The organism is Pseudokordiimonas caeni (assembly GCF_026719705.1).
Taxonomy (GTDB): Bacteria; Pseudomonadota; Alphaproteobacteria; order Sphingomonadales; family Kordiimonadaceae; genus Gimibacter; species Gimibacter caeni.
Window position 1 is genome coordinate 452,454 of the sequence record NZ_JAPPRR010000002.1, and the last position, 23,216, is coordinate 475,669.

The 23,216-nt window shown below is 59.8% G+C and carries 22 protein-coding genes; 13 read left to right on the top strand and 9 right to left on the bottom strand.

All coding sequences use genetic code 11. The features are described from left to right. Window positions 1–24: 24 nt before the first annotated feature. The gene (locus OU694_RS10840; protein WP_308911024.1) at window positions 25–624 is read left to right on the top strand and encodes a hypothetical protein; all 600 of its coding nucleotides are present in this window, start codon (window positions 25–27) and stop codon (window positions 622–624) included. Beyond that, window positions 621–1,601, top strand: coding sequence for a quinone oxidoreductase family protein (locus OU694_RS10845; RefSeq protein ID WP_308911025.1), 981 nt, complete (start codon window positions 621–623; stop codon window positions 1,599–1,601). Before OU694_RS10840 ends, OU694_RS10845 begins: the two co-directional genes overlap by 4 nt. Window positions 1,602–1,655: 54 nt before the next feature. Here OU694_RS10845 and OU694_RS10850 read toward each other — a convergent pair whose 3' ends face one another. The 6 genes from OU694_RS10850 to hemE form a co-directional block, all read right to left on the bottom strand. Continuing rightward, window positions 1,656–2,360 carry a PEP-CTERM sorting domain-containing protein gene (locus tag OU694_RS10850; RefSeq protein WP_308911026.1) on the bottom strand — a complete coding sequence of 235 codons (705 nt, stop codon included), beginning with the start codon at window positions 2,358–2,360 and terminating at the stop codon, window positions 1,656–1,658. 155 nt (window positions 2,361–2,515) lie between these two features. Continuing rightward, window positions 2,516–3,835, bottom strand: coding sequence for an amidohydrolase (locus tag OU694_RS10855; protein ID WP_308911027.1), 1,320 nt, complete (start codon window positions 3,833–3,835; stop codon window positions 2,516–2,518). A 79-nt stretch (window positions 3,836–3,914) separates the two neighbouring features. After that, window positions 3,915–4,457 (bottom strand): cysteine hydrolase family protein, encoded by a 543-nt coding sequence (locus OU694_RS10860; RefSeq protein WP_308911028.1) that lies wholly within the window; start codon window positions 4,455–4,457, stop codon window positions 3,915–3,917. 74 nt (window positions 4,458–4,531) lie between these two features. Next, window positions 4,532–5,788, bottom strand: a complete 1,257-nt coding sequence (gene rho, locus OU694_RS10865) for a transcription termination factor Rho (protein WP_308911029.1) — start codon at window positions 5,786–5,788, stop codon at window positions 4,532–4,534. 245 nt (window positions 5,789–6,033) lie between these two features. Then, window positions 6,034–6,483 (bottom strand): CopD family protein, encoded by a 450-nt coding sequence (locus OU694_RS10870; protein ID WP_308911030.1) that lies wholly within the window; start codon window positions 6,481–6,483, stop codon window positions 6,034–6,036. A 15-nt stretch (window positions 6,484–6,498) separates the two neighbouring features. Further along, window positions 6,499–7,527, bottom strand: a complete 1,029-nt coding sequence (hemE, locus tag OU694_RS10875; protein WP_308911031.1) for a uroporphyrinogen decarboxylase — start codon at window positions 7,525–7,527, stop codon at window positions 6,499–6,501. A gap of 439 nt (window positions 7,528–7,966) precedes the next feature. On the opposite strand from hemE, the gene OU694_RS10880 reads away from it, so the two are divergent. Genes OU694_RS10880 through dnaQ form a run of 5 tightly spaced genes read left to right on the top strand, consistent with a single transcriptional unit; the run spans window position 7,967 to window position 11,562 of the window. Then, on the top strand, window positions 7,967–8,836 hold the full coding sequence (locus OU694_RS10880; protein WP_373460359.1) for a pyruvate, water dikinase regulatory protein: 870 nt from the start codon (window positions 7,967–7,969) through the stop codon (window positions 8,834–8,836). Then, window positions 8,833–9,438 (top strand): Maf family protein, encoded by a 606-nt coding sequence (locus OU694_RS10885; protein WP_308911033.1) that lies wholly within the window; start codon window positions 8,833–8,835, stop codon window positions 9,436–9,438. Before OU694_RS10880 ends, OU694_RS10885 begins: the two co-directional genes overlap by 4 nt. Next, window positions 9,435–10,310, top strand: a complete 876-nt coding sequence (aroE, locus tag OU694_RS10890) for a shikimate dehydrogenase (protein WP_308911034.1) — start codon at window positions 9,435–9,437, stop codon at window positions 10,308–10,310. The genes OU694_RS10885 and aroE overlap by 4 nt, the downstream gene beginning before the upstream one ends. Beyond that, window positions 10,307–10,897: a dephospho-CoA kinase gene (gene coaE / locus OU694_RS10895; RefSeq protein WP_308911035.1), complete on the top strand. Its 591-nt coding sequence runs from the start codon at window positions 10,307–10,309 to the stop codon at window positions 10,895–10,897. Before aroE ends, coaE begins: the two co-directional genes overlap by 4 nt. After that, on the top strand, window positions 10,894–11,562 hold the full coding sequence (gene dnaQ, locus OU694_RS10900; RefSeq protein WP_308911036.1) for a DNA polymerase III subunit epsilon: 669 nt from the start codon (window positions 10,894–10,896) through the stop codon (window positions 11,560–11,562). Before coaE ends, dnaQ begins: the two co-directional genes overlap by 4 nt. Here the strand turns inward: dnaQ and OU694_RS10905 are convergent. Both OU694_RS10905 and lepB read right to left on the bottom strand, forming a co-directional pair. After that, window positions 11,555–12,445 (bottom strand): DMT family transporter, encoded by an 891-nt coding sequence (locus OU694_RS10905; RefSeq protein ID WP_308911037.1) that lies wholly within the window; start codon window positions 12,443–12,445, stop codon window positions 11,555–11,557. The genes dnaQ and OU694_RS10905 overlap by 8 nt on opposite strands. Window positions 12,446–12,543: 98 nt before the next feature. Then, entirely contained in the window at window positions 12,544–13,266 is a 723-nt protein-coding gene (lepB, locus tag OU694_RS10910; RefSeq protein WP_308911038.1) for a signal peptidase I, read from the bottom strand. 274 nt (window positions 13,267–13,540) lie between these two features. On the opposite strand from lepB, the gene dnaK reads away from it, so the two are divergent. From dnaK to OU694_RS10925, 3 genes are all read left to right on the top strand, one after another. Next, window positions 13,541–15,460, top strand: coding sequence for a molecular chaperone DnaK (gene dnaK, locus OU694_RS10915; protein ID WP_308911039.1), 1,920 nt, complete (start codon window positions 13,541–13,543; stop codon window positions 15,458–15,460). 125 nt (window positions 15,461–15,585) lie between these two features. After that, window positions 15,586–16,728 (top strand): molecular chaperone DnaJ, encoded by a 1,143-nt coding sequence (gene dnaJ, locus OU694_RS10920; protein WP_308911040.1) that lies wholly within the window; start codon window positions 15,586–15,588, stop codon window positions 16,726–16,728. 17 nt (window positions 16,729–16,745) lie between these two features. Further along, a complete protein-coding gene (locus tag OU694_RS10925; RefSeq protein WP_308911041.1) occupies window positions 16,746–17,015 on the top strand; it encodes a hypothetical protein in 270 nt (89 codons plus the stop codon). 2 nt (window positions 17,016–17,017) lie between these two features. Here OU694_RS10925 and OU694_RS10930 read toward each other — a convergent pair whose 3' ends face one another. After that, window positions 17,018–17,635 (bottom strand): TetR/AcrR family transcriptional regulator, encoded by a 618-nt coding sequence (locus OU694_RS10930; RefSeq protein WP_308911042.1) that lies wholly within the window; start codon window positions 17,633–17,635, stop codon window positions 17,018–17,020. 194 nt (window positions 17,636–17,829) lie between these two features. Between OU694_RS10930 and OU694_RS10935 the strand changes: the two genes are divergently transcribed. From OU694_RS10935 to OU694_RS10945, 3 genes are all read left to right on the top strand, one after another. Next, window positions 17,830–19,113, top strand: coding sequence for a parallel beta-helix domain-containing protein (locus OU694_RS10935; protein ID WP_308911043.1), 1,284 nt, complete (start codon window positions 17,830–17,832; stop codon window positions 19,111–19,113). 69 nt (window positions 19,114–19,182) lie between these two features. Next, the gene (locus OU694_RS10940) at window positions 19,183–20,238 is read left to right on the top strand and encodes an SO2930 family diheme c-type cytochrome (RefSeq protein ID WP_308911044.1); all 1,056 of its coding nucleotides are present in this window, start codon (window positions 19,183–19,185) and stop codon (window positions 20,236–20,238) included. Window positions 20,239–20,393: 155 nt separating this feature from the next. Next, window positions 20,394–23,126 (top strand): TonB-dependent receptor, encoded by a 2,733-nt coding sequence (locus OU694_RS10945; protein WP_308911045.1) that lies wholly within the window; start codon window positions 20,394–20,396, stop codon window positions 23,124–23,126. Window positions 23,127–23,216: the final 90 nt, after the last annotated feature.

Below are 23,216 nucleotides of genomic sequence, written 5' to 3' on the forward strand. Positions count from 1 at the left end.
TTCACCCCCGCCCGGAGGGGCCTCATGACCCGTCATCCACTTGCCTTCGTCATACTGGGTGCTGCCCTTTCGGCTGCAGCGGGCCTCCTGATGCTCCGTATGTTCGGAGACGGTGCCGTGGGTACAGGCTGGGCGCTGGATGCCACGGCACGGGTTTCATTCGCCTTCTGGCTTCTCACCTTCATTGCCCGACCGCTCAATGCGGTGAGCCGCAGCGATTTCAGCAAGGCGCTCGTTGCCTGGCGCCGCCAGTTCGGGATCGCATTTGCAAGTGCCCATATCGTGCATGCGTGGTTCATCGTGCAGATCGCTGCGCTGGTGCCCGCCGATTTCCCGCCCGCCCGTTTTGTCCCTGGCGGTATCGTCTATCTCGTGATCCTGATGATGTTCGCCACGAGCTTTAACCGCACGGCGAAGGCCATGCCCGGCCGCAGCTGGCAATATTTGCATCGCAGCGGCCAGTGGCTCATTGCGCTCGTCTTCCTGAATTCTTCCCTGCAGGGGATTTTCAACCCCGATCACAATCGCCTGACCCATGTGGTGCTGGCCGCACTGATCCTTGCCGGTGTCGGCCTCAGGGCCTATGTCTGGCAAAGACAGCGCAACAGGAGACAAGCAGCATGACAACAGCCCGCGTGATCCGCTTCGAAAAGACCGGTGGCCCGGAAGTATTGGCAAGTGCCACGGTTGAAATCGCCAACCCCGGCGCTGGAGAGGTCCTGATCCGGCAAGAAGCCATCGGGCTCGATTTCATCGATACCTACCACCGCACCGGGCTTTATCCCGTGCCGCTGCCCGCTGTACCGGGGCTTGAAGCCGCTGGCGTTATTGAAGCCGTCGGCGCCGGCGTCACCGATTTCCGCGAAGGCGACCGGGTAGCCTATCCCGCCGGCCCGATGGGGTCCTACGCAAGCCACCGCCTGTTCCCGGCCGCGCGTCTCGTGAAACTGCCGGACGGGGTCGATTTCGAAGCCGCTGCCGCCTTGATGCTGAAGGGTGCCACCGTCGAATGCCTCGTCCGCCGCGCTTTCCGTGTGGAAGCGGGGCAGACCATTCTTTTCCATGCGGCGGCAGGTGGCGTCGGCCTCATTGCCTGCCAGTGGCTGAAGGCGCTCGGGGCCAATGTCATCGGTACCGTCGGGTCCGAAGAAAAGGCGGAAATCGCCCGCGCCCATGGCTGCACGCACACCATCAATTACAATACGGAGGATTTCGTCGCCCGCGTGCGCGAGATCACAGATGGCAAGGGTGTGCCGGTTGTTTACGATGGCGTCGGCAGGGACACTTTCATGGGATCGCTCGATTGCCTTTCAAGGCGCGGCATGATGGTCAGCTTCGGGAACGCCACAGGGCCGGTAGCCCCCTTCTCGCCAGCGGTCCTTGCGCAAAAGGGCAGCCTTTTCCTCACACGTCCGACGATGATGGATTATGTGGCAACCCGCGAGGATCTGGAGCTTTCTACAAGTACCGTGTTCGACGCCATCAAGGCCGGGCACATAACTGCAAGCGTGCGCCAGCGCTTCGCGCTTGAGGATGCGGCAGAGGCCCACCGCGCGCTTGAAAGCCGCGCCACCACGGGCCAGACAATCCTCATCCCCTGAAACGAAAACGGCCCCGCAATCGGGGCCGCTTCTTTCTGAATTCCTAGGCTGCTGTCAGGCCATTGTGTTTCGGCTGGCACCACGGCGGCGGGCGAAGCCGATGCTGGCACCGAAGCCGAGGATCACCATGAGCCAGGTCGAGGGCTCCGGGATACCAGCGACAAGACTGCCACCCGGGATGTTCGCGACCGGATCGATATATTCCACATTCATCGAAAGGATGCGGAACGTGTCGTTCTGGCTGATCGCACCAAAGGCCAGCTGATCGGTCACCCAGCCGCCATCGAAGGTGAAGGTCGACCGGTTATGGTGCGAACCGCTGAGGCCGAATTCGCCGACCAGGCTGTTGTCATCGCCGAACAGGCGAAAATCATCAGAATTATCGGCATTGCCGAACACAACGCTGACGATCCGCACGGCTTCGCTGAAATTGAAGACAAGCACATCATCGGTGCCATTGCCATCAATCCAGCCATTGTCGTTCTTGCCAAGCGACACGCCAAGGCCGTCACCGGAACGGGTCACCTCGGCATAATCCCAGTAACCGCTGTGATGGTTTTTCTGCACCCATTCCCACGGGGTGACAGAACCATTCTTATACTGGCCGGCGGTGACGGTGAGGTTCACATCACCCGACGAATAATCATAGCTGTAGGCACTGCCCGACCCGCCTGAGAAATCGAACGTAACCGCAGCGCTTGCCGGAACACTGGCAAGGGCGAGAGCCCCAACAACTGCATACGAAAACGCCTTCAACATCTTGTCTCTCCCTGAGGACATTGGTGTCCTGATTCGAGACAAGTCTCTCAAATGCCGATAAAATCATTGCTAAGGATTGGCTTCAATTTTAGGCAAATTGAAAAAGGGGCAGAAACCCTGCCCCTTTACGATATTGTTGCGATTTGACGCGCCGGCTATTTCTTCGGCATCAGGTCCAGAAGGGCCGTGACTGTCGCTTCCACACCGCGACGCACCGCCGGTTCGGGCGATACCTTGAAGAGCGGCGAATGGTGGCTCGGCACAGGCTCCCCACCTGCTGCTGCGCGCTCGAAATCTTCCTTGGGCGTGCCGCCGATCTGGAAATAGACGCTCGGGATGGCCGGATCAGTGGTGAAGAAGGGGAAGTCTTCCGCCCCCATATTGTCTTTCGGCTTGTTGCCTACCATCTCGGGGCCGAACTCCGAGGTCCAGAGCTTGCGCAGGCGCTGGGCGAGTTCCGGGTTGTTCATGGTGGGCGGGGTCGATTCCACCGCAAGCCGCACGGTCGGCAACAGGTCCTCGGGCAGGCCATTGGCACGGCCGATGCCTTCCGCGATATTCACGATACCATCAAACAGCTTCTTGCGGGTTTCGGGATTATCCGACCGCACGCTGAGGCCAAGCTCGGCATGATCGGAAATGATATTGGCCTTGGTGCCCGCCTGGAACAGGCCAACGGTCACCACGCCCGGCTCGTAGGGCCCGAGCGTGCGGGAGACGAGGGTCTGCAGTGCCATCACGATCTCGGAAGCGATCACCACCGGATCCTTCCCGTGGTGCGGGGCCGCACCGTGTGCACCGATGCCATGGACGGTGATTTCAACCGTATCGGAGCCCGAATAGGGCGAGGCGTCGGACACGTCGATATAGCCGGCCTCGTAACCCGAAGCCACATGGAAGGCGAGCGCCATATCCGGCTTACCGAAGGTTTTATAGATGCCCGCATCCATCATCGCGCGGGCGCCGCCAACTACCTCCTCAGCGGGCTGGCCGATCAGCATCAGGGTGCCCGACCATTTGTCCTTCATGGCTGCCATGCGGCGCGCGGTGCCAATGAGCGACGTGACATGCACATCGTGCCCGCAGGCATGCATCACCGGCATCAGGTTGCCGTTACGGTCTTCCTGCGTGGCTTTGGAGGCATAGGCGAGGCCCGATTTTTCCTCAACCGGCAGGCCGTCCATATCCGCACGCATCATCACCATGGGGCCGTCGCCGTTTTTCATGATGGCAACCACGCCCGTGCCGCCGATTCCGGTCGTGACCTTGAAGCCCGCTGCCTTCAGTTCGGCTGCCAGTTTCTTTGCGGTTTCATGTTCCACGAAGGAAAGCTCGGGATTGGCGTGGAAATCCTTGAACAGGGCATCGAGATGCTTGTCATAGTCGGCTTTCACAGCCTCAGTCAGCGCGTCGTCGGCATGGATTGCCGGTGCGGCCATCATCAGGCCGAGCGCCAGTGCGATGGTGCGTTTCATGGATAGTCCCCCACTGAAATATGTTGCCGGGCGAGCCTAGCACAGAAATCGGCGCTGCCAACCCAAAGGGTCTATAACTTTAGAAAGAAGCGAGCAGCGTTTGGGTAGTCGCAACCGCCGCATAGTCCGCTGCCAAGTGGGCAAGGGTGAGGGCCTGTACGTCCTCGGCGGGCCAGACCCTGCCGCCAAGGTCTGTCACATCGGTGGCGGCCGTTGCATCGGAAACGACAGTCACGTTGAAACCAAGGCTTGCTGCCATCCGGGCACTCGTGTCCACCGAATGCTGCGTCAGGACGCCGGCAATGACGAGCGCCGCAACGCCGTTTGCTTTCAACAGCGCTTCAAGCCCGGTGCCCACAAAAGCATTGTTGGTGTTTTTTCCAAACACGGTTTCACTGCCGAGCGGCATCACCTCATCCTTGAAGGCATGGAGCGCCTGACCGGGCCGGTAAGGCGACACGGGATCAATACTGTCGTGCCGGATATGAATCACCGGCCAGCCTTTGGCGCGCCAAGCAGCCAGCAGCCGGGCAATGTTCGCTTCAGCATGCGGGTTACCGCGCCGCCCCCATTTCGGATGGTCGATCGCCTTCTGCACATCGATCAGGATCAGCGCATTCATCAACATAACCCTTTAAACGATAAGGGGCCCGATCATCGGACCCCTTAGCTGACTGTCAATTTCCAGAATTGAACCTAGTTGTTCATCTGCTGGAAGAATTCGTCGTTGTTCTTGGCATCCTTGAGCTTGGCAAGCAGGAATTCCATCGCGTCCACGGTGCCCATGGGCGTGAGGATACGGCGAAGGACCCACATTTTGGCGAGCACACCCTGATCGACGAGCAGCTCTTCTTTCCGGGTGCCGGATTTGAGGATATCAATCGCCGGGAAGACGCGCTTGTCGGCCACTTTGCGGTCGAGCACAATTTCGCTGTTACCGGTGCCCTTGAATTCCTCGAAGATCACTTCGTCCATACGGCTGCCGGTATCGATGAGTGCGGTTGCGATGATCGAAAGCGAGCCGCCTTCCTCGATATTCCTTGCCGCACCGAAGAAGCGCTTGGGGCGCTGCAGGGCGTTCGCGTCCACACCACCCGTCAGCACCTTGCCGGATGACGGCACCACGGTGTTGTAGGCGCGGGCAAGGCGGGTGATCGAATCCAGAAGGATGATCACATCCTTGCCATGTTCCACCAGCCGCTTGGCTTTTTCGATCACCATTTCGGCAACCTGGACGTGGCGGGCAGCGGGCTCGTCGAAGGTCGAGGAAACGACCTCGCCATTCACGCTGCGCTGCATGTCCGTCACTTCCTCGGGGCGTTCGTCGATCAGAAGAACGATCAGGAAGCATTCCGGATGATTGCGGGTGATCGACTGGGCGATATTCTGCAGGAGAACGGTTTTACCGGTGCGCGGCGGCGCCACGATGAGCGCGCGCTGGCCCTTGCCGATGGGGGCTACAAGATCGATGACCCGCGGGCTCTTGTCCTTCACGGTCGGATCGTTGGGGTCAAGCTTCAGGCGCTCGTCCGGGTAAAGCGGCGTCAGGTTGTCGAAGTGAACCTTGTGACGGGCTTTTTCCGGCTCCTCAAAATTGATCGCCGAAACTTTCAGAAGCGCGAAATAGCGTTCGCCGTCCTTCGGCGCGCGGATCTGGCCTTCGACCGTGTCACCGGTCCGGAGGCCGAAACGCCGCACCTGCGATGGGCTCACATAGATGTCGTCGGGACCGGGCAGATAGTTTGCCTCGGGACTCCGAAGGAAGCCGAAGCCATCCGAGAGGATCTCGATCACGCCGCCGCCCATGATTTCGACCTCGTCCTCAGCCAGTTGCTTGAGGATGGCGAACATCATGTCCTGCTTGCGCATCGATGATGCGTTTTCAACGCCGACCTCTTCGGCAAGCGAGAGAAGGTCTGCGGGTGATTTCTTCTTAAGATCCTGAAGATGCATGGGATCGTCCGATATCGCTGGGATTGGCAGGTCTGGATCCGGGCGTTTGTCCTGGGGCTCGATGGCTCGAATATTCAGAACATTCCGTTGTGCGGCCGCTCGGTCAGATTACGATGGACAGAGATGGATTGGCCGGGAAACGGGGCGGATAGTCAGAGGTGGCACCGGATGAAGACATTTCCGATGTGAGATAAAGCTAGCATGACCCACCTAGCTGTCAAGCAATTTGGAAACCGGGCCTGTCGTCAGAAGGGGCGAACGATCACCATGATCACCGCGATGATGATGACGAAGGCCGGTATCTCGTTGACCATGCGGAAGAAACGGCTGTCGTGATGGCGTATCCCGACCGCCGCCTGCTTGCGCCAGCGGGCCACAAACACCTGAAAAATCGTGAGCGCGATTACCGCCCCTAGTTTCACATAAAGCCAGATGCCGGCATCGAAGCCGATATTGAGGATCAGGAGGATGCCGAAGGTCCAGGCCGCGTGCATAGCGGGGCCAAGGATGATTTTGGCGAGCTTGGCTTCCCGCTCGATCCAGCGCGCATCCTCGCTGCCGCCAGCGGGGTAATCCATATGATGAGCAAGATACCGCGGCATCAGGAAAAGTCCGGCCATCCAGAAGATAACGCTGATCACATGCAGCGCCTTCACCCAGAGGTAAAAATCACCCAGAAAGCCTTCGATTCCCATGGCTCTGCGCCTCCCTTACCGCCGGAAAGTCTTGATGGTCTTGGCGAGCTCAGCCACATGCTCGGGATTGGTTTGCGGCACGAAACCATGGCCGAGGTTGAAGACATGCGCACCCCCTGCAAGCCCTTCCAGGATGCGCAGCGTTTCGGCCACCATACCACCGCCACCTGCCACCACATGCCAGGGATCGAGGTTGCCCTGCACCGGCACCATATTCTGGATATCGCGGCCGATTTTCAGCGATACGCCGGTGTCCAGCGACACGGCATTCACACCGGTTTCACGGACATATTTTTTGTAAAGGCTGCCGGCAAGGCGGGGGAAACCGATGATCGGCACTTCCTTGTGCTTGGCCCGGATGCGCGAAACGATGGCGCGGGTCGGCTCGATCACCCAATTGTCGAAGGCGGGCTCAGGGAGCGCCGCCGACCAGCTGTCAAAAATCTGCACGGCATCGGCGCCGGCATCGATCTGCGCGATCAGATATTCGCTCGTGGCCTCAACAAGCATATCAAGAAGCCGCCCGAAAAGGCCGGGTTTCGAGTACCCGAGAAGCCGCGCGGCCCCGTGATCCTTGCTGCCCGATCCTTCAACCATATAGGTCGCGACTGTCCACGGCGCCCCGGCAAACCCGAGTAGCGTCACCTCGTCCGGCAACTCTTTCCGCAGGCGCCTGACGGTTTCGTAAACAGCACCGACCTTTTCATGAAAGCCCGTCATGCCGATCTTGGAGAAGGTGGCTTCGTCATTGACCGGCGTGAGGCGAGGTCCGTGGCCTGTCTCGAACCATACCTGCTGACCCAATCCGTCGGGTACGACAAGAATGTCGGCAAAGAGGATCGCGCCGTCCATGCCATAGCGGCGGATCGGCTGCAGGGTCACTTCGGTTGCAAGGTCGGGGCTATAGCAGAAATCCATGAAGGATTTCGATTTCGCCCGGGTTTCCAGATATTCAGGGAGATAGCGCCCTGCCTGACGCATGAACCAGAAGGGTACACGGTCGCCCGGATTGTTCTTGAGCGTTTCAAGCAGAAGCCTGGTCATGGTGAAGGGACGCCTTTCAATGCGTGTCGAAACTCGGAAACCGGGCGTACCCTATTCAATCTTCTTATATGAATCAAAAATATTGTTGCGGTAGTGGATGCCTGTGAATCCTGTGGATAAATGTTTTTCCACATCTTTATACACAGTTTTCCACAAGTGGCGGCGGCCATGGAAAATCTGTGGAAAGATCTGCGGATAAACCGGCGTTTAGACAGGAATTCGGGCGATCGTTAGAATGGGATTGTGGGGAAAAGGCTATTTCCAGCCAGTTTCATTCCCCGGTCATCCCGGTTTTGCCGGCCAGTGGATGGAAGGCACAAGCACTGGTATAAAGCTGTCGCAAAATGTGGGAATCCGCCCTAGTCTGTTTCTTCATAGTCTGGCCAACAGGTTATCCACAGCTTATCCCAGTGAGTTATACATGAACGATCTGACCGACATGCCGACCGCCCCTTTCCGGGAAGGGGAAAACCCGGGGGAACGGATTTTCCACGTGCATCTGGTGTCGGATTCGACCGGCGAGACGCTTGAAGCAACGGTCGGCGCCGCTCTCGTCCAGTTCGAAGGTGTGAGGGTCCAGAAGCATAACTGGCCGCTCATCCGCTCGGCCATGCAGATGGAACGGCTGATGGAAGACATCCGCGAGGATCCGGGCCTTGTCATGTACACGCTCGTGAACCCGAAAATCCGGCAGGCGCTGGAAGAAGGCTGTCAGGCCGCAAACCTGCCGGTCCTGTCGATCCTTGATCCTGTCATCAATCTTCTCGGCACTTATTTCGGCGTGCAGGCGTCTCATAGTGTCGGCAAGCAGCATATGATGGACGCCAATTATTTCCGCCGGATCGATGCACTCCATTACACAATGGCGCACGACGACGGCCAGATGACGGAAGAATTGTTCGAAGCCGATATCGTGCTTGTCGGTGTGTCTCGGTCCTCGAAAACACCAACCAGCATCTATCTTGCCAACAAGGGCTACAAGACGGCGAACGTGCCGTTTGTGCCGAACGTGCCGATGCCGGAGGAACTGGACCATCTGAAGGATACATTCGTGATCGGCCTTACCACGAGCCCGGACCGGCTGGTGGCGATCCGCACCAACCGGCTGCGGTCGCTGCATAAGGATGACGACGGCTGCTATACGGACGAGGAGCATATCAAGACCGAAATCGCCGCCTGCCGCCGCTATTGCAGCGAGCGGGGCTGGCCGGTCCTTGATGTCACCCGCCGCTCGATCGAGGAATCAGCCGCGGCCATCATCCACAAGTATCACGCCTGGCTGGAGGCCCGCCGCGAGGGCAGCGCATGAGTGATGTGAGGGGGGTTATCCTGGCGACCGGCAGCAAGACTCGCCGGGCCATGTTTGCGGCCGCCGGTCTGGCGGTGGAGGCCGTCCGTCCGCCGGTTGATGAAGAAGCCCTGAAGGATTCCCTCATTGCCGAGGGCGCATCACCGCGCGATATCGCTGATGCGCTTGCCGAACTGAAGGCGGTTGCCGTATCAGCGCGCTATCCGGGTGCGCTTGTGATCGGCGGCGACCAAGTCCTGGTGCTCGGTGACCGGATCATTTCAAAAGCTCTGGACCGCAGAGATGCTGTCGCCAAGCTGAAGGCGCTGTCGGGCAACCGGCATGAACTGCTTTCAGCGGTGGTCGTGGCGCTCGACGGCCAGCCGATCTGGCGCCATGTGGACAAGGCCCGGCTCGACATGCGGCCGCTGAGCGATGTTTTCATTGAAGATTATCTCGACCAGATGGGCGACGTTGCTTTTGAAAGTGCCGGCGCCTATCAGCTCGAAGGGCTTGGTGCCCAGCTTTTCACGCGGGTTGAAGGCGACTATTTCACCGTCCTTGGGCTGCCGCTGTTGCCGCTTCTCGATCTTCTCCGCCGTTACGGACAGGTTCCCTTATGAGCGACCATGTATCCTTCGTCGATCTTACCTCCAGTGCAGTCACCGGGACGATTGCGGGCGTGATCGGCCATCCGGTTGGCCATTCGCTGTCGCCGAACCTGCATAATCCGTGGCTTGCCGGCGCGGGTATCGGGGGGCGGTACCGCGCGGTCGATGTGCCGCCCGAGGCCCTTGCCAGTGTGATACCGGCGTTTCGGGATCTGGGCCTTCGGGGCTTCAACATAACCGTGCCGCACAAGACGGCGATCATTCCCTATCTTGATGCGCTTGCGCCCGTTGCCCGCCAGATGGGCGCGGTGAATGTGGTGGCGTTTGATGCAACCGGCAAAGCCACCGGCTATAATACCGATGGCACCGGCTTCATGGCGCACCTGAAGGCCAGCGTCCCTGACTGGCCGGTGGACCGGCCTGCGCTCGTGATCGGTGCCGGCGGTGCGGCGCGTGCCGCTGTCGTCGGGCTTCTTGGTGAGCCGCTGCCATTTGTGATGATCACGAACCGCAGTCGCGACAAGGCCGAAGCGATCGCCAGCGAAATCGGCCGGGGCCGGGTCACGGTCGTTGACTGGGCGGACAGGCACGCAGCAGTTGGCGGTGCCGGGCTTATCGCCAACACCACGTCGCTTGGCATGAAAGGCCAGCCGTCGCTTGAACTTGATCTCGCCGCGGCTGCCGCTGACTGCGTGGTTTACGATATCGTCTATCAGCCGCTGATGACCGACCTTTTGACCCGCGCCGAAGCGCGTGGCCTGCGCACAGTCACGGGGCTCGGCATGCTGGTCGAGCAGGCGCGCGCGGCTTTCCGCATCTGGTTCGGCCAGCTGCCGGATGTACCGGCCGGTCAGGTCGCTGAGCTGGAGGCGCGCTTCAGATGATCATTCTCGGCCTCACCGGATCGATCGGCATGGGCAAGTCCACTGCTGCCGGCATGTTCCGCGAGCTCGGCGTGCCCGTGCATGATTCCGACGCGGTTGTACACCAGCTGCAGGCAAAAGATGGCAAGGCGATCCCGGCAATTGCCGAGGCATTTCCTGGTACTGTAAAGGGCGGGATGCTGGACCGGCAGGCGCTCGGTGCTGCTGTCTTCGGCAACGAGAAAGCTTTGCAAAGGCTTCAGGGCATCATGTTCCCGCTCATCATGGAAGACCGGCGCGATTTCATCGAGCAGGCAACCGCTGATGGCCACAAGCTTGTGGTTCTTGATGTACCGCTTCTCTTTGAAACGGGTGGCGAAAAGGCCTGCGACAAGGTCGTCGTGGTGACAGCTCCGGCCGAAGTGCAGCGGGCCCGCGTGCTTGCTCGCCCCGGCATGACCGAGGAACGTTTTGAAAAAGTGCTGGCGCACCAGATGCCGGACGCGGAAAAACGCCGCCGGGCCGATTTTCTGATCGACACCGGCCGTGGGATGTCGCATGCCGAGGCTGAAGTGCGCAGGATTGTCGAAAGGTTGACTGCCGAATGAGAGAGATCATCTTCGATACCGAAACCACAGGCTTCGATCCCCTCACCGGGGACCGGGTGATCGAGATCGGCTGCGTGGAGATGATCAACAAAAGCCTTACCGGCAATAATTATCATATCTATCTGAATCCGCGCCGCGAAGTGCCGGAATCCGCAGTGCGCGTGCACGGCATCACCACCGCGATGCTGGCCGACAAACCCTTCTTTGAAGATGTTGTCGATGAATTTCTGGCCTATGTGGGGGACGACAGCATCCTTGTCGCCCACAATGCCGAGTTCGATATGAAATTCATCAACTGGGAAATCGAGAACGCTTCCCGGCGGATCATCTCACCCAAGCGTTTCAAGGATACGCTGGCGATTGCGCGGGTTAAGTTTCCGGGGGCGGGCAACAGCCTTGATGCGCTTTGCAAACGGTTCGGGATCGAAAACGGCCACCGCACCCTGCACGGCGCGCTTCTTGATGCCGAAATCCTGGCGGATGTCTATATCGAGCTTCTGGGCGGCCGTCAGGCGGGGCTTGATCTGTCCGTCACCCGCACCACAACGATGGTGAAGCGCGAGCGAGTCTTCCGCGAGGCACGCAGTTTCGCGCCAAGCGAAGAGGAGCTTGCCGCCCACAGTGCGTTCGTCGGCAAGCTCAAGGACGCGATCTGGCTTAAATAGCCTTGGGCTTCGGCTTGTCGCGCAGCAGCAGGACGCCGGTGAAAATCAGGCCGGTCGCCAGAAAATCCATGAGCCCGATATCTTCGCCCGCAATCACGGTACCGATGAAAAGCGCGACGACCGGCGGCACATAGGTGGCCGACGCTGCCGTCACCGCGCCTGACGTCGATACAAGATAATAATAGGTGATATAGGCGACGCCCGTACCCATGAGCCCGAGCCCGACGACAAGGAGGGCAGCCACCGGCTTGTCATCGAAAATCGCCCCCATCCCTGAAAAATCGGTGATGAGCGTGAGGATCACAAGACTCGCCGCCAGCTGGTAGGTCGTCAGCGCCGCCGACGGAATCTGGATGCCGGCCACATATTTGCGGGCATAGACGAACGAGGCGCCAAGGCTGACGCTGCCAATCATGATGTAAAGCGCGCCGATGATATTGCCTTCGCTGATATCGGCGGCGAAGGGATCGGCGATCAGGATCACACCTGCAAAGCCTGCGAGGATGCCGAGGGCCTTGCGCATGGTAATCTTTTCGTCCGGCAGGAAGACGGCGGCGATCAGGAAAGCGAACAGCGGGCTGGCGCCGGAAAGCGCCCCTGCGATGCCGGACGGCAGTAGGGCGACCCCCGCCGCGAACCAGCCGAAATAGAAAACGGTCGCAAGGATTGCCATGACCGTGAAATGCAGTGTGTATTTCAGGTGCGCGCGCTTCAGATAGCCTTTGGCGGCGGCATAAACAGCCACTGCCAGAAAGCCGAAAAAGACCCGGAAGATCACGATCTGCAGCGGCGAAAGGACGGCAGAGGCGAGCTTCATATAGAAGAAATTGCTGCCCCAGAGGATTCCGAGCGCCCAGAAGGCGATGACCGGCGCATAGCGCATGGCGTGACCTCAAAAACTGATCGGTTGACCAGTCGTAACGCTGGCCAGCTGCGCCGTCCAACCAGATATGCCCGGGGATGCCGTTAGTTCAGCTATCCTCAATTGATGCTGTTGAAGAAGCGTCCGAGCGGGATGCCGACGGGGCAGAAGACATCCTTGCCCTGGTCGCAGTCATACAGACTGAAGGTGGTGATATCGGCGCGGCCCACCAGATATTTCTTGTGCACGAAACCCATCTCGTCCATCTCGCGGCTGTCGGCGGAGGCATCGCGGTTGTCGCCCATCATGAAATAATGGTCGGCAGGCACCACATAAAGCGGCGTGTTATCGAGCCGGCCGCGGTCGGTGCGTTCGTAAATGCGGTGCACAGTGCCACCGGGCAGCGTTTCGTCATATTCCTTCACGCGGGTCTCAAAACCGTTGTAGCTCGTATAGTCAACCTCGCCCACGGGGCTGCGGGGCACTTGCACACCATTGATATACAGGCGGCCTTCCTTCATCTGGATACGGTCGCCCGGCAGGCCGATGACCCGTTTGATATAGTCGGTGTCGCGGTATGGCAGCGTGAAGACGACCACATCGCCGCGCTCCGGCGCGCTTTCAAACAGGCGGTCTTCGCCGACCGGCGGGTCGAAAGGCAGCGAATACTGATTGTAGCCGTAGGCGAATTTCGCCACGAAAATGCGGTCGCCCACTTCAAGTGTCGGCTCCATCGATCCTGATGGAATGTGGAAGCTGGCCCAGCCCACCGTTGTGAAAATCACATAGAAGAAGATGATTCCAAGGATGTCCTTGATGAAGGCCTTTGCCTCGTGCGCCATGCAAATATCCGCTTCTTGTCAATCGGTGGGGCGGGGCAGAAGCGCCACCCGGATGTGTTCTGCCAGATAGATAAGCCGCCCTTATCAGGGGTTTCAAGCACGGAATGGTTCTAAAATTTCTCTTTCGCCCGCCTTGCGGCGCTGGAAGGCGGCCCCTATATAGGCCCTGAACGGAAAGCGCAGGCTGCTTTCCAGTATCTGCAAAGCCCGGAGAGACCGGACAATCGGCGCCTGATAGGGCCGCGTCCGGCCGGCTGAAAGGGAAGAGGAAAAAATGGCAAAAGTAATCGGTATCGACCTCGGCACCACCAACAGCTGCGTCGCCATCATGGACGGCGCCAAGCCGAAGGTTATTGAAAACTCTGAAGGCGCACGCACCACGCCTTCGATGGTCGCATTCTCGAACGATGGCGAACGTCTCGTCGGCCAGGCTGCCAAGCGCCAAGCGGTGACGAACCCGGTGAACACCCTGTTCGCGATCAAGCGCCTCATCGGCCGCACCTATGACGACCCGACCACCCAGAAAGACAAGGGCATGGTGCCCTACCATATCGTCAAGTCGCCGAACGGCGACGCGTGGGTCGAGGTCAACAGCGAAAAATACAGCCCGAGCCAGATCTCGGCCATGATCCTTCAGAAGATGAAGGAAACGGCTGAAAGCTATCTCGGCGAAGATGTCACGCAGGCGGTGATCACCGTTCCCGCTTACTTCAACGACGCCCAGCGCCAGGCTACCAAAGACGCCGGCAAGATCGCGGGCCTTGAAGTGCTGCGTATCATCAACGAGCCCACGGCAGCCGCACTTGCCTACGGCCTTGAAAAAGAAGACGGCCACACGATCGCGGTCTTTGACCTTGGCGGCGGTACCTTCGACGTATCGGTCCTCGAGATCGGTGACGGCGTGTTTGAAGTGAAGTCGACGAACGGCGATACGTTCCTCGGCGGCGAAGACTTCGACATGCGCCTCGTTGATTACTTGGCTGACGAGTTCAAGAAAGAGAATGGCATTGATCTGCGCACCGACCGCATGGCGCTTCAGCGCCTCAAAGAAGCGGCCGAGAAAGCCAAGATCGAACTGTCGACCGCGCAGCAGACCGAAATCAACCTGCCCTTCATCACGGCAGATGCCTCGGGCCCGAAGCACCTTCAGCTGAAGCTGACCCGCGCCAAGCTCGAAAGCCTCGTTGAAGACCTGATCAAGCGCACGCTGGAGCCCTGCAAGAAGGCGCTCAAGGACGCAGGCCTCAAGGCCGGCGATATCCAGGACGTCGTTCTTGTCGGCGGCATGACCCGCATGCCCAAGATCCAGGAAGTCGTGAAGGAATTCTTCGGCCGCGAGCCCCACAAGGGTGTGAACCCCGATGAAGTGGTGGCCATGGGTGCTGCCATTCAGGCGGGCGTCCTGCAGGGTGACGTGAAAGACGTTCTGCTTCTCGATGTGACCCCGCTGTCGCTCGGTATCGAAACGCTCGGCGGCGTGTTCACCCGCCTGATCGAGCGCAACACCACGATCCCGACCAAGAAAAGCCAGATTTTCTCGACCGCCGAGGATAACCAGAATGCGGTGACGATCCGGGTCTTCCAGGGCGAGCGCGAAATGGCGGCGGACAACAAGCTCCTTGGCCAGTTCGACCTTCTGGGTATTCCGGCGGCTCCGCGCGGCGTGCCGCAGATCGAGGTGACCTTCGATATCGATGCCAACGGTATTGTGAATGTGTCGGCCAAGGACAAGGGCACCGGCAAGGAACAGCAGATCAAGATCCAGGCGTCGGGCGGCCTTTCGGACGCCGACATCGACAAGATGGTGAAAGACGCTGAAGCCAATGCCGAAGCTGACAAGAAGCGTCGTGAACTCGTTGAAGTGAAGAACCAGGCGGAAGCACTCATCCACTCCACCGAGAAGACGCTTGCCGAGAACAAGGACAAGATTGCCGACGCCGACAAGAAGCCGGTGGAAGATGCGATTGCGGCCCTGCGCGGCGTGCTCGGCGGTGAAGACACCGACGCGATCCGCCAGAAGACCGAGGCGCTTGCCCAGGTCGCCATGAAGCTTGGCGAGCAGATCTACAAGGCGGACGCTGAGGGCGGCGCTGCGGCCGGCGGTGCGAAAGCGGCCGGCGCAGACGAAGCCGAAAGCGGCGACGATGTTGTCGACGTGGACTTTGAAGAAGTCGACGAAAACAACAAAAAATAACGCGCCCTTACCATGGAAGGGTGAGAGACAAGGGGCGCTTGCCGGACGATTGCAATAGGCAAGACCTGGCAGCGCCCCTTTGCTTTTTAAGATACGACCCTTCGGCCAAGACGGAGAAGACCGACGTGGCGAAGCAAGACTATTATGACCTTCTGGGGGTCGGCCGCGATGCCGATGCGGATGCGCTGAAAAAAGCCTTCCGCAAAGCCGCGATGCAATATCACCCGGATCGCAATCCGGGCGATGCGACCGCCGAACAGAAGTTCAAGGAAATCAACGAAGCCTACGATGTCCTGAAGGATCCCGAGAAACGTGCGGCCTACGACCGGTATGGCCACGCAGCGTTCGAGGGCGGCATGGGCGGTGGTCCGGGTGGCCACGGCGGCGCCGGCTTCAATGTGAACGATATTTTCGAGGAATTCTTTGGCGACTTCATGGGCGGCGGTGGACGTGGCTCGCGCCGGGGCGGCGGCGGTAGCGGCCGGGGCGCAGACATGCGCTTCAACATGGAAATCAGCCTTGAGGATGCCTATCACGGCAAGACGACGACGATCACCGTGCCCGGCAGCGAAAGCTGCGGCGCGTGTGAAGGATCGGGCGCTGCTCCCGGTACGGCGCCCGAGGTGTGCGACACCTGTAACGGTGCTGGCAAGATTCGCACCACGCAGGGCTTTTTCATGGTGGAACGCACCTGCCCCAAATGTCAGGGCGCGGGTCGTGTGATCACCAAGCCGTGCAAGGCTTGCCACGGCGCCGGAAGGGTGGCGAAGGAAAGCACCCTCGAGGTTAAAATCCCGCAAGGCGTGGAAGACGGCACCCGTATCCGCCTCTCCGGCAAGGGCGAGGCAGGCACGCGCGGCGCACCACCCGGTGACCTTTACATTTTCCTCAGCGTGAAGCCGCATCCGCTGTTCCGGCGCGACCGCGACATGCTTTATTGTCAGGTTCCAATCCCGTTGACGACTGCGGCCCTTGGCGGCACCATCGAGGTGCCGGTCGTGGACGGCAGCCGCGCGCGCATCAAGATCCCGGAAGGCACCCAGTCGGGCAAGCAGTTCCGCCTGCGCGGCAAGGGCATGCCTGAGCTCAACGGCGGCTATACCGGCGACATGATCATCGAAACAATGGTTGAAACCCCGGTCAACCTGTCGAAGCGCCAGCGCGAGATCCTTGAGGAATTTGCCGAGATTTCGGGTGACGATGTCTCGCCCCGCTCGCAAGGTTTTTTCGCCAAGGTCAAGGACCTCTGGGACGACCTGACCGAATAGACAACGGGAGAATTGCCATGAAAGCCGCGCCGGTCCTGCTTCTTTTGATGCTGTCGGCGTGCGCCGTGGCCGACCCTTCCGTTTCCGTGAGTGAAACAGCCCCCGGATTCTTCTGGGGGCTTCTTCATGGCTTCATCGCCCCCTTCGCCTTCATCGGCAGCCTGTTTTCAGACGGTATCGCGGTTTACAGCGTGCCCAATAGCGGCGGCTGGTATGACGCCGGCTTCATCATCGGTTTTCTGTCGATGGCGGGCGGTGGCGGAAAAGCATCGCGCCGCAAGGGCTGACCTCAGGCGAGATAACCGGCAACGAGCCGGATCATTTCATCAACCAGCACTTCGGCGCGGGCTTCGTCCTGCTCTTCGATGGCCTGATCGGTCAGCACCGAGATTGCAGCCGTCAGGGTGCGTACCTGCGCTTCCAGCCGGTCGGCCGGAGGGGTACGGTCAGTTTTCGCCAGCGCTTCGCGGATGAGACGGTCCAGCCAGCTGCCCGGTCCGGGGATTGTGTTCCAGAGCGGCTGGGTGCTGTTTTCATAGCGCGTCAGCCGGCAGAATGTGGGGTGCGCGCGGGCCGTGGCCCAAAAGCTCTTGATCAGGTGGCGGTTGGTGACGCTCCAGTCCGAATGTTCACCGATGCGCTGCAGTTCGTCCGCCACCACCTGCATCACTTCGTCGTGGGCGCGCTCGCGCAGCACCTCAAGGATCGAATCAAGGCTTTCGAAATACTGGTAAACCGAGCCCACAGGCACGCCCGCCTCGCGCGCGATGGCGGTGGTGGAAAGGGCGGCGGTTTCCGCTTCCGGTGTTGCCACCAGCAGCCGTTCGGTTGCTTCGATCAGGGATTTGACCCGGGCCTTGGCGCGGGCCTGCCGGGGTTCCTTGCGGATGGCGGGGCGCGTTGTCACCTGTTTTCCTTCTTGTTGCGCTGCCCACTGTATGGGGTGCGTCATGACACCAGTCTAGCCAAATCGGCAAAAAATGAAATCGTTTCATCTTTTTCTTGACGGACGGGTCCAGAATAGGCAGCCTTGACGTATCGGACATCGGGCTCCGGCGGGTCATGCCGGGGGGCGTGTTTATTTGTGCGACGAGGGGACCCATGAACATCATTTTCAAATCAGCGGCGGTAGCCTTGTGCCTTGGCACCAGTGCGCTCGCCTGGGCGCAGGCGGAAACAGAAACGGTGTCGGCCGCGACCGAAGAAGCGGCAGTGGCGGACAATGTGATCCGTGTCAATCCGGGCGATAATGCACAGGAAGATATTCAGGAAGCCCTGATCCTTGCAGAACCGGGCAGCGTGATCGAGCTTGGCGCCGGCATCTATAACCTGACGGGCGCCCTGTCGCTTGACGTGCCGAACATCACGCTTCGCGGTGCGGGCATGGACCAGACAATCCTGTCGTTCAAGGGGCAGACCACCGGCTCGGAAGGCCTTCTGGTAACCGCAGGCGGCGCCTGGATCGAGAATCTGGCAATCGAGGACACGCCCGGCGACGGCATCAAGGCCAAGGGTGTCGACCAGATCACCTTCAAGGATGTGCGCGTCGAATGGACACGTGGGCCCAACGCCGAGAATGGCGCTTATGGCCTTTATCCCGTGGAATCGAAAAATGTGCTGATCGACGGCGCCGTGGTGCGCGGTGCTTCGGACGCCGGCATCTATGTCGGCCAGAGCCAGCAGATCATCGTGCGTAACAGCCGCGCCGAGTTCAACGTGGCCGGTATCGAGATCGAGAACTGCTATTTCGCGGACGTTTACGATAACGTCGCGACGCGCAACACCGGCGGCATCCTGATTTTCGACATGCCGAACCTGCCCCAGAAGGGCGGCCATTCGATCCGCGTCTTCAACAACAAATCGTTCGCCAACGACACCGCCAATTTCGCGCCTCCGGGCAATGTGGTTGGCAGTGTGCCGCGTGGCACCGGCCTCATCGTGATGGCGAACCATGATGTCGAGGTCTTCGGCAACGAGTTTTACGACAATGCCTCGGTGAACGTGTCGGTGAACGCTTACCAGCGCGACTATAACGATCCCGAATTCGATCCGCTGCCGCGCAACATCTATATCCACGACAACACCTATGGCCGCTCGGGCTGGGACCCGGACAAGGCGGTGAAGGATCTGGTAGCACCCCTCACCGGCATGCCGATCCCCGATATTGTGTGGGACGGTGCTGTGGATGGTATCTGGGCGGCCTTCTTCGGCGCTGACGAAGGCAAGGGCGTTTATGTGAAGGAAGCCCCGACGGTGAAGGTCGCGAACCTCAATGTGGTGCGCGACATGATCCTGCCGTGGGACGTTTCGCCGACCTTCGAGCTTGAAGAATATCAAGGGACCCTGCCGCCGCGCGATGCGATCAAGCTGCCGCAGGACAAGTGATGAAGGCGGGGTTTGCCCTTTCCGGCAGGCCCCGGCTTTTACAGGTAGAGATGTGAAGAGGAACGCGGAATGAGGCGTCTGTTCGGATTTTTGACGGTATTTTCAGCCCTGTTTGCACTTTCGGGTGCGGCGGCTGCCGTCAATGACGCCGTGTTGATGGCCAAGCGTCCGGCCAAACTGCTGTCGGACTATGGCCTTTTTGCCGATGGGGCCGCACAGGTGCCGGGCGAACGGGTGGTGGCATACGAGCTGATCAGCCCGCTTTTCACCGATTATGCCCACAAGTTCCGCTTCATCTATGTGCCGGAAGGCAAGACGGCCGCCTATGACGATACGGAAGTCCTGGATTTCCCGGTCGGCAGCGCGCTTGTCAAAACCTTTGCCTATCCCGCCGATTTCCGCAAACCGGAAGAAAACATACGCCTGCTTGAAACGCGTCTCCTGATCCATCAGGCCGAAGGCTGGGTCACCTGGGCCTATGTCTGGAACGAGGATCAGTCGGACGCCGTCCTGAAGGTGGCAGGCGCCACCATCCCGGTCAGCTGGACCGATGAAAGCGGCGCGACGCGAAGCATCCAGTATGTGGTGCCGAACAAGAACCAGTGCAAAGGCTGCCATGTGCTCGACAAGGCAGTGTCGCCAATCGGCCCCAAGGCGCGGAACCTGAACCGCGACAATGTCTATAGCGGTTCATCGCAGAACCAGCTGGCCCATCTTTCCGCCATCGGCTTCCTGACCGGTGCACCGTCGCCCGACCAGGCGCCGCGCGTGCCGGCGCCGGATGACGAGGCAGCGAGCCTTGATGCGCGGGCGCGGGCCTATCTTGATGTCAATTGTGCGCACTGCCACCGTGAGGAAGGGCCTGCCTCGACGTCCGGACTGTTTCTCACGTACGGCGAAACGCGCATGAACCAGGTGGGGGTGAAGAAGCGCCCTGTGGCCGCTGGTCGCGGCTCTGGCGACCTCGCCTATGACATTGATCCCGGTCATGCAGACCGGTCCATCATTCCGTTCCGTATGGAATCGGTCGATCCGGGTGTGATGATGCCCGAACTCGGACGAACCGTTGCCCATGCGGAAGGGGTTAAACTGATCTCCGACTGGATCAACAGTATGAAGGAATAGGCCTATCCGCTTCATAGATCCGGGGGGAGTAAGTGATAAGGGCTTGCAGGCATATGGCTGCAAGCCCTTGTGGCCGTTCTGAGAACGGTTTGGCTAGGGAAAAGGGGCCGCAATTGAACAAGCAGCCCCGTAAAAAGGAAGCGGAGGGGAAACGCATGCTTTCCACGGATGTCATTGCCCGGCTTTTGGCGGGTGCGAGTGTAGCCACCATGATCGGCTCCCATGTTGCGGTAGCGCAGGAGGAGCAGGATATCTTCGGCCTTGAAGAGATCGTCATCACGGCCCAGAAACGCGAACAGTCGGCACAGGATGTGCCGATTTCGCTGAATGCCTTCTCGGGCGATTTCCTTGATACCGTCGCCGCCGAGGATATGCGCGACCTTGTCGCCTACACGCCGGGGCTTGAGATCGGCACCAGCGTCACCCAGCCGACCTTCCAGATTCGCGGTGTGCAGACATCGGACTTCGGTGTGGGCACCGATCCGGCTGTCGGCCTTTATGTGGACGGCGTTTATGCGGCACGCTCGGGCGCGGCCATCGTCTTCTTCTCGGATATCGAACGGGTTGAAGTGCTGAAAGGCCCGCAGGGCACGCTTTTTGGCCGCAACACCGCGGCTGGTGCCATTTCGATCATCACCAAGAAACCGGTGATGAACGAAACCGAAGGCAAGGTAAAACTGCGCTATGGCCGTTTCGACAAGCAGCAGCTTGACGCGATGGTCAACCTGCCGATCACTGAAACGCTGGCCCTTCGCGCCAACCTCCTGATCAACAATCAGGACGGGTTTGTGAAGGATGCGATCACCGGTGAAGATTATGGTCGCGAAAACAACGATACCGGTCGCGTGCAGTTGCGCTGGGAGCCGTCAGCCCAGACCTCGGTGAACCTCGCCTACGAGTTTGACCGTACCCGGCAGGACGAGAATCCGCCGATCATCGGCGTCTCAAACGGTGGTTACCGCTATAACCCGAGCGCCGACACGCTCGGCGACATTCCGGGGCAGGGCGACGTGCTTGTCGGTATCGCGCCGCTCCTCGGGCTGCCCTTCACGCGGGATACACCGCTTTCGGCGCTTGATTCCGTGCCGCTTGGCGCCATCTATGCCGGCTTCGCGCCGTTCGGCTATGTGCCAAGCAACCCGGGCGCCTCATGGAACTTCTTCAAGCCTGCGACCTCGGTGGGCGGGGCCGATCCCCTGGGACCGCTTGCCAGCGACATCCACAACGGCGCTGAAAACCGCAATCTTTACGGCGTGAACCTGACTATCACCCATGATTTCGAGTGGGCGACGCTCACCTCGATCTCGGCTTTCAAGAAGTTCAGCACCAATAACCTGCAGGATGAGGACGGCACCGCCGACCCCGCCTTCTATTTCGATACGGACAATATCGAGGACAACAAGCATTTCTATCAGGAACTGCGCCTCAATGGCGTCAGTGGCCCGCTCACCTGGACGGCCGGCTTCTCCTTCTTCAAGGAACGCGCCGAACAGGCTTCGGCCACCCATGGCACGACGGATTCGATCGACAATACGCTCTATAACGTCGGCGCCACGCCGGGGGCACTCGCCTTCGCGTTCGATCCGACTGATGGCTTCAACGCTTGTGACAGCCTGATGCTCGACAGTTTCGGCGGGTTTGTCAGCCTGTTGAACGATGTACCGCTTTCCTGCTTTGATCCGTCGCTCCCCGGCGCGTCGCTCGAGCAGCTTGCCCAGACCTTCGGTACCACCATGTTCGGCCGCACATGGGAAGAAACCATGTATGGGGTTGGTCGTAACACGGCTTATGCAGCATACGCCGATGCCACCTATGCCCTGACTGACCGGTTGAACCTCACGGCGGGCATCCGCTTTACCCACGACAAGAAATCGTGGGAATGGTTCAACGGCGCACGCACCATCTCTGGCTATGACGAGCTGACCATCCCGGCCATTGGCATGAATCTCGCCGATGTTCACCAGATGCTCCTCGCCAATATCCTTGGCGGCAACGGTGACCTTGTGTTCAACCAGAGCCTCGAAGGCCAGAAGTTTGAGCGCAAGGACAGCTGGAACAACCTCAGCCCGCGCGTTGTGGTGGACTACAAGCTGACCGATGACTTCATGGTCTTCGCGTCTTACGCCAACGGCTACAAGGCGGGCGGCTTCAACTCGGTCGAGGTGAACAGCTATTTCGACAATGAAAAAGTCTGGAACATCGAGGGTGGTTTCAAGTCGGAATGGTTCGACCGCACGCTGCGCTTCAACGCGTCGGTGTGGCATTATCGCTATGACGACAAGCAGTCGATCCGCCTGACCACGGTCGATGGTTCGAACGTACCGCAATATATCACCCAGACGACCGACACCTCGGGCAAGGGTATCGATCTCGAACTGCTGTGGGTGCCGGTTGAAGGTATGCGCCTCTTTGCCAACGCCGGCTTCCAGGACATCACTTGCAAGGCGAACTGCGGCGACGACGACGATACCGACGGCGATGACGATCCGTTCATCGGGGATCCGACCGGTGAGCCCTCGACCCGCATCTCGTTCGGCGGCATGTACCGGTTCGACCTTGGCACGCGCGGCTTCCTCGACTTCCACGTCGATCACAGCTACAGCTCGGCTCGCCGTGACAACCAGATCTGCCGCAACGATGGTACCTGCGGGATCGTCACTGTGGGCGATGTGAGCTGGGAAACCGGTGTGGCCGAAAACTACACCAATGCCCGGATCACCTGGTCGACCGAAGACGAAAACTTCAGCCTCTCGGTCTTTGCCAACAATATCTTCAGCAACCGTTATCTCGGCGGCGCTGGCGGTCTTGTGGTCGACACGATGGGCGCTCCGCGCACCGAAATCGAAATGCCCGGCATCTGGGGCATCGATCTGACCGCGCGTTTCTAAGGCCTAATCATCAGCTTTGCGGAAAGGCCGGGTTCGCCCGGCCTTTTCTTTTGCCCGTCACTTTGCTAGGGCTTCTGCACCGGATGAAAG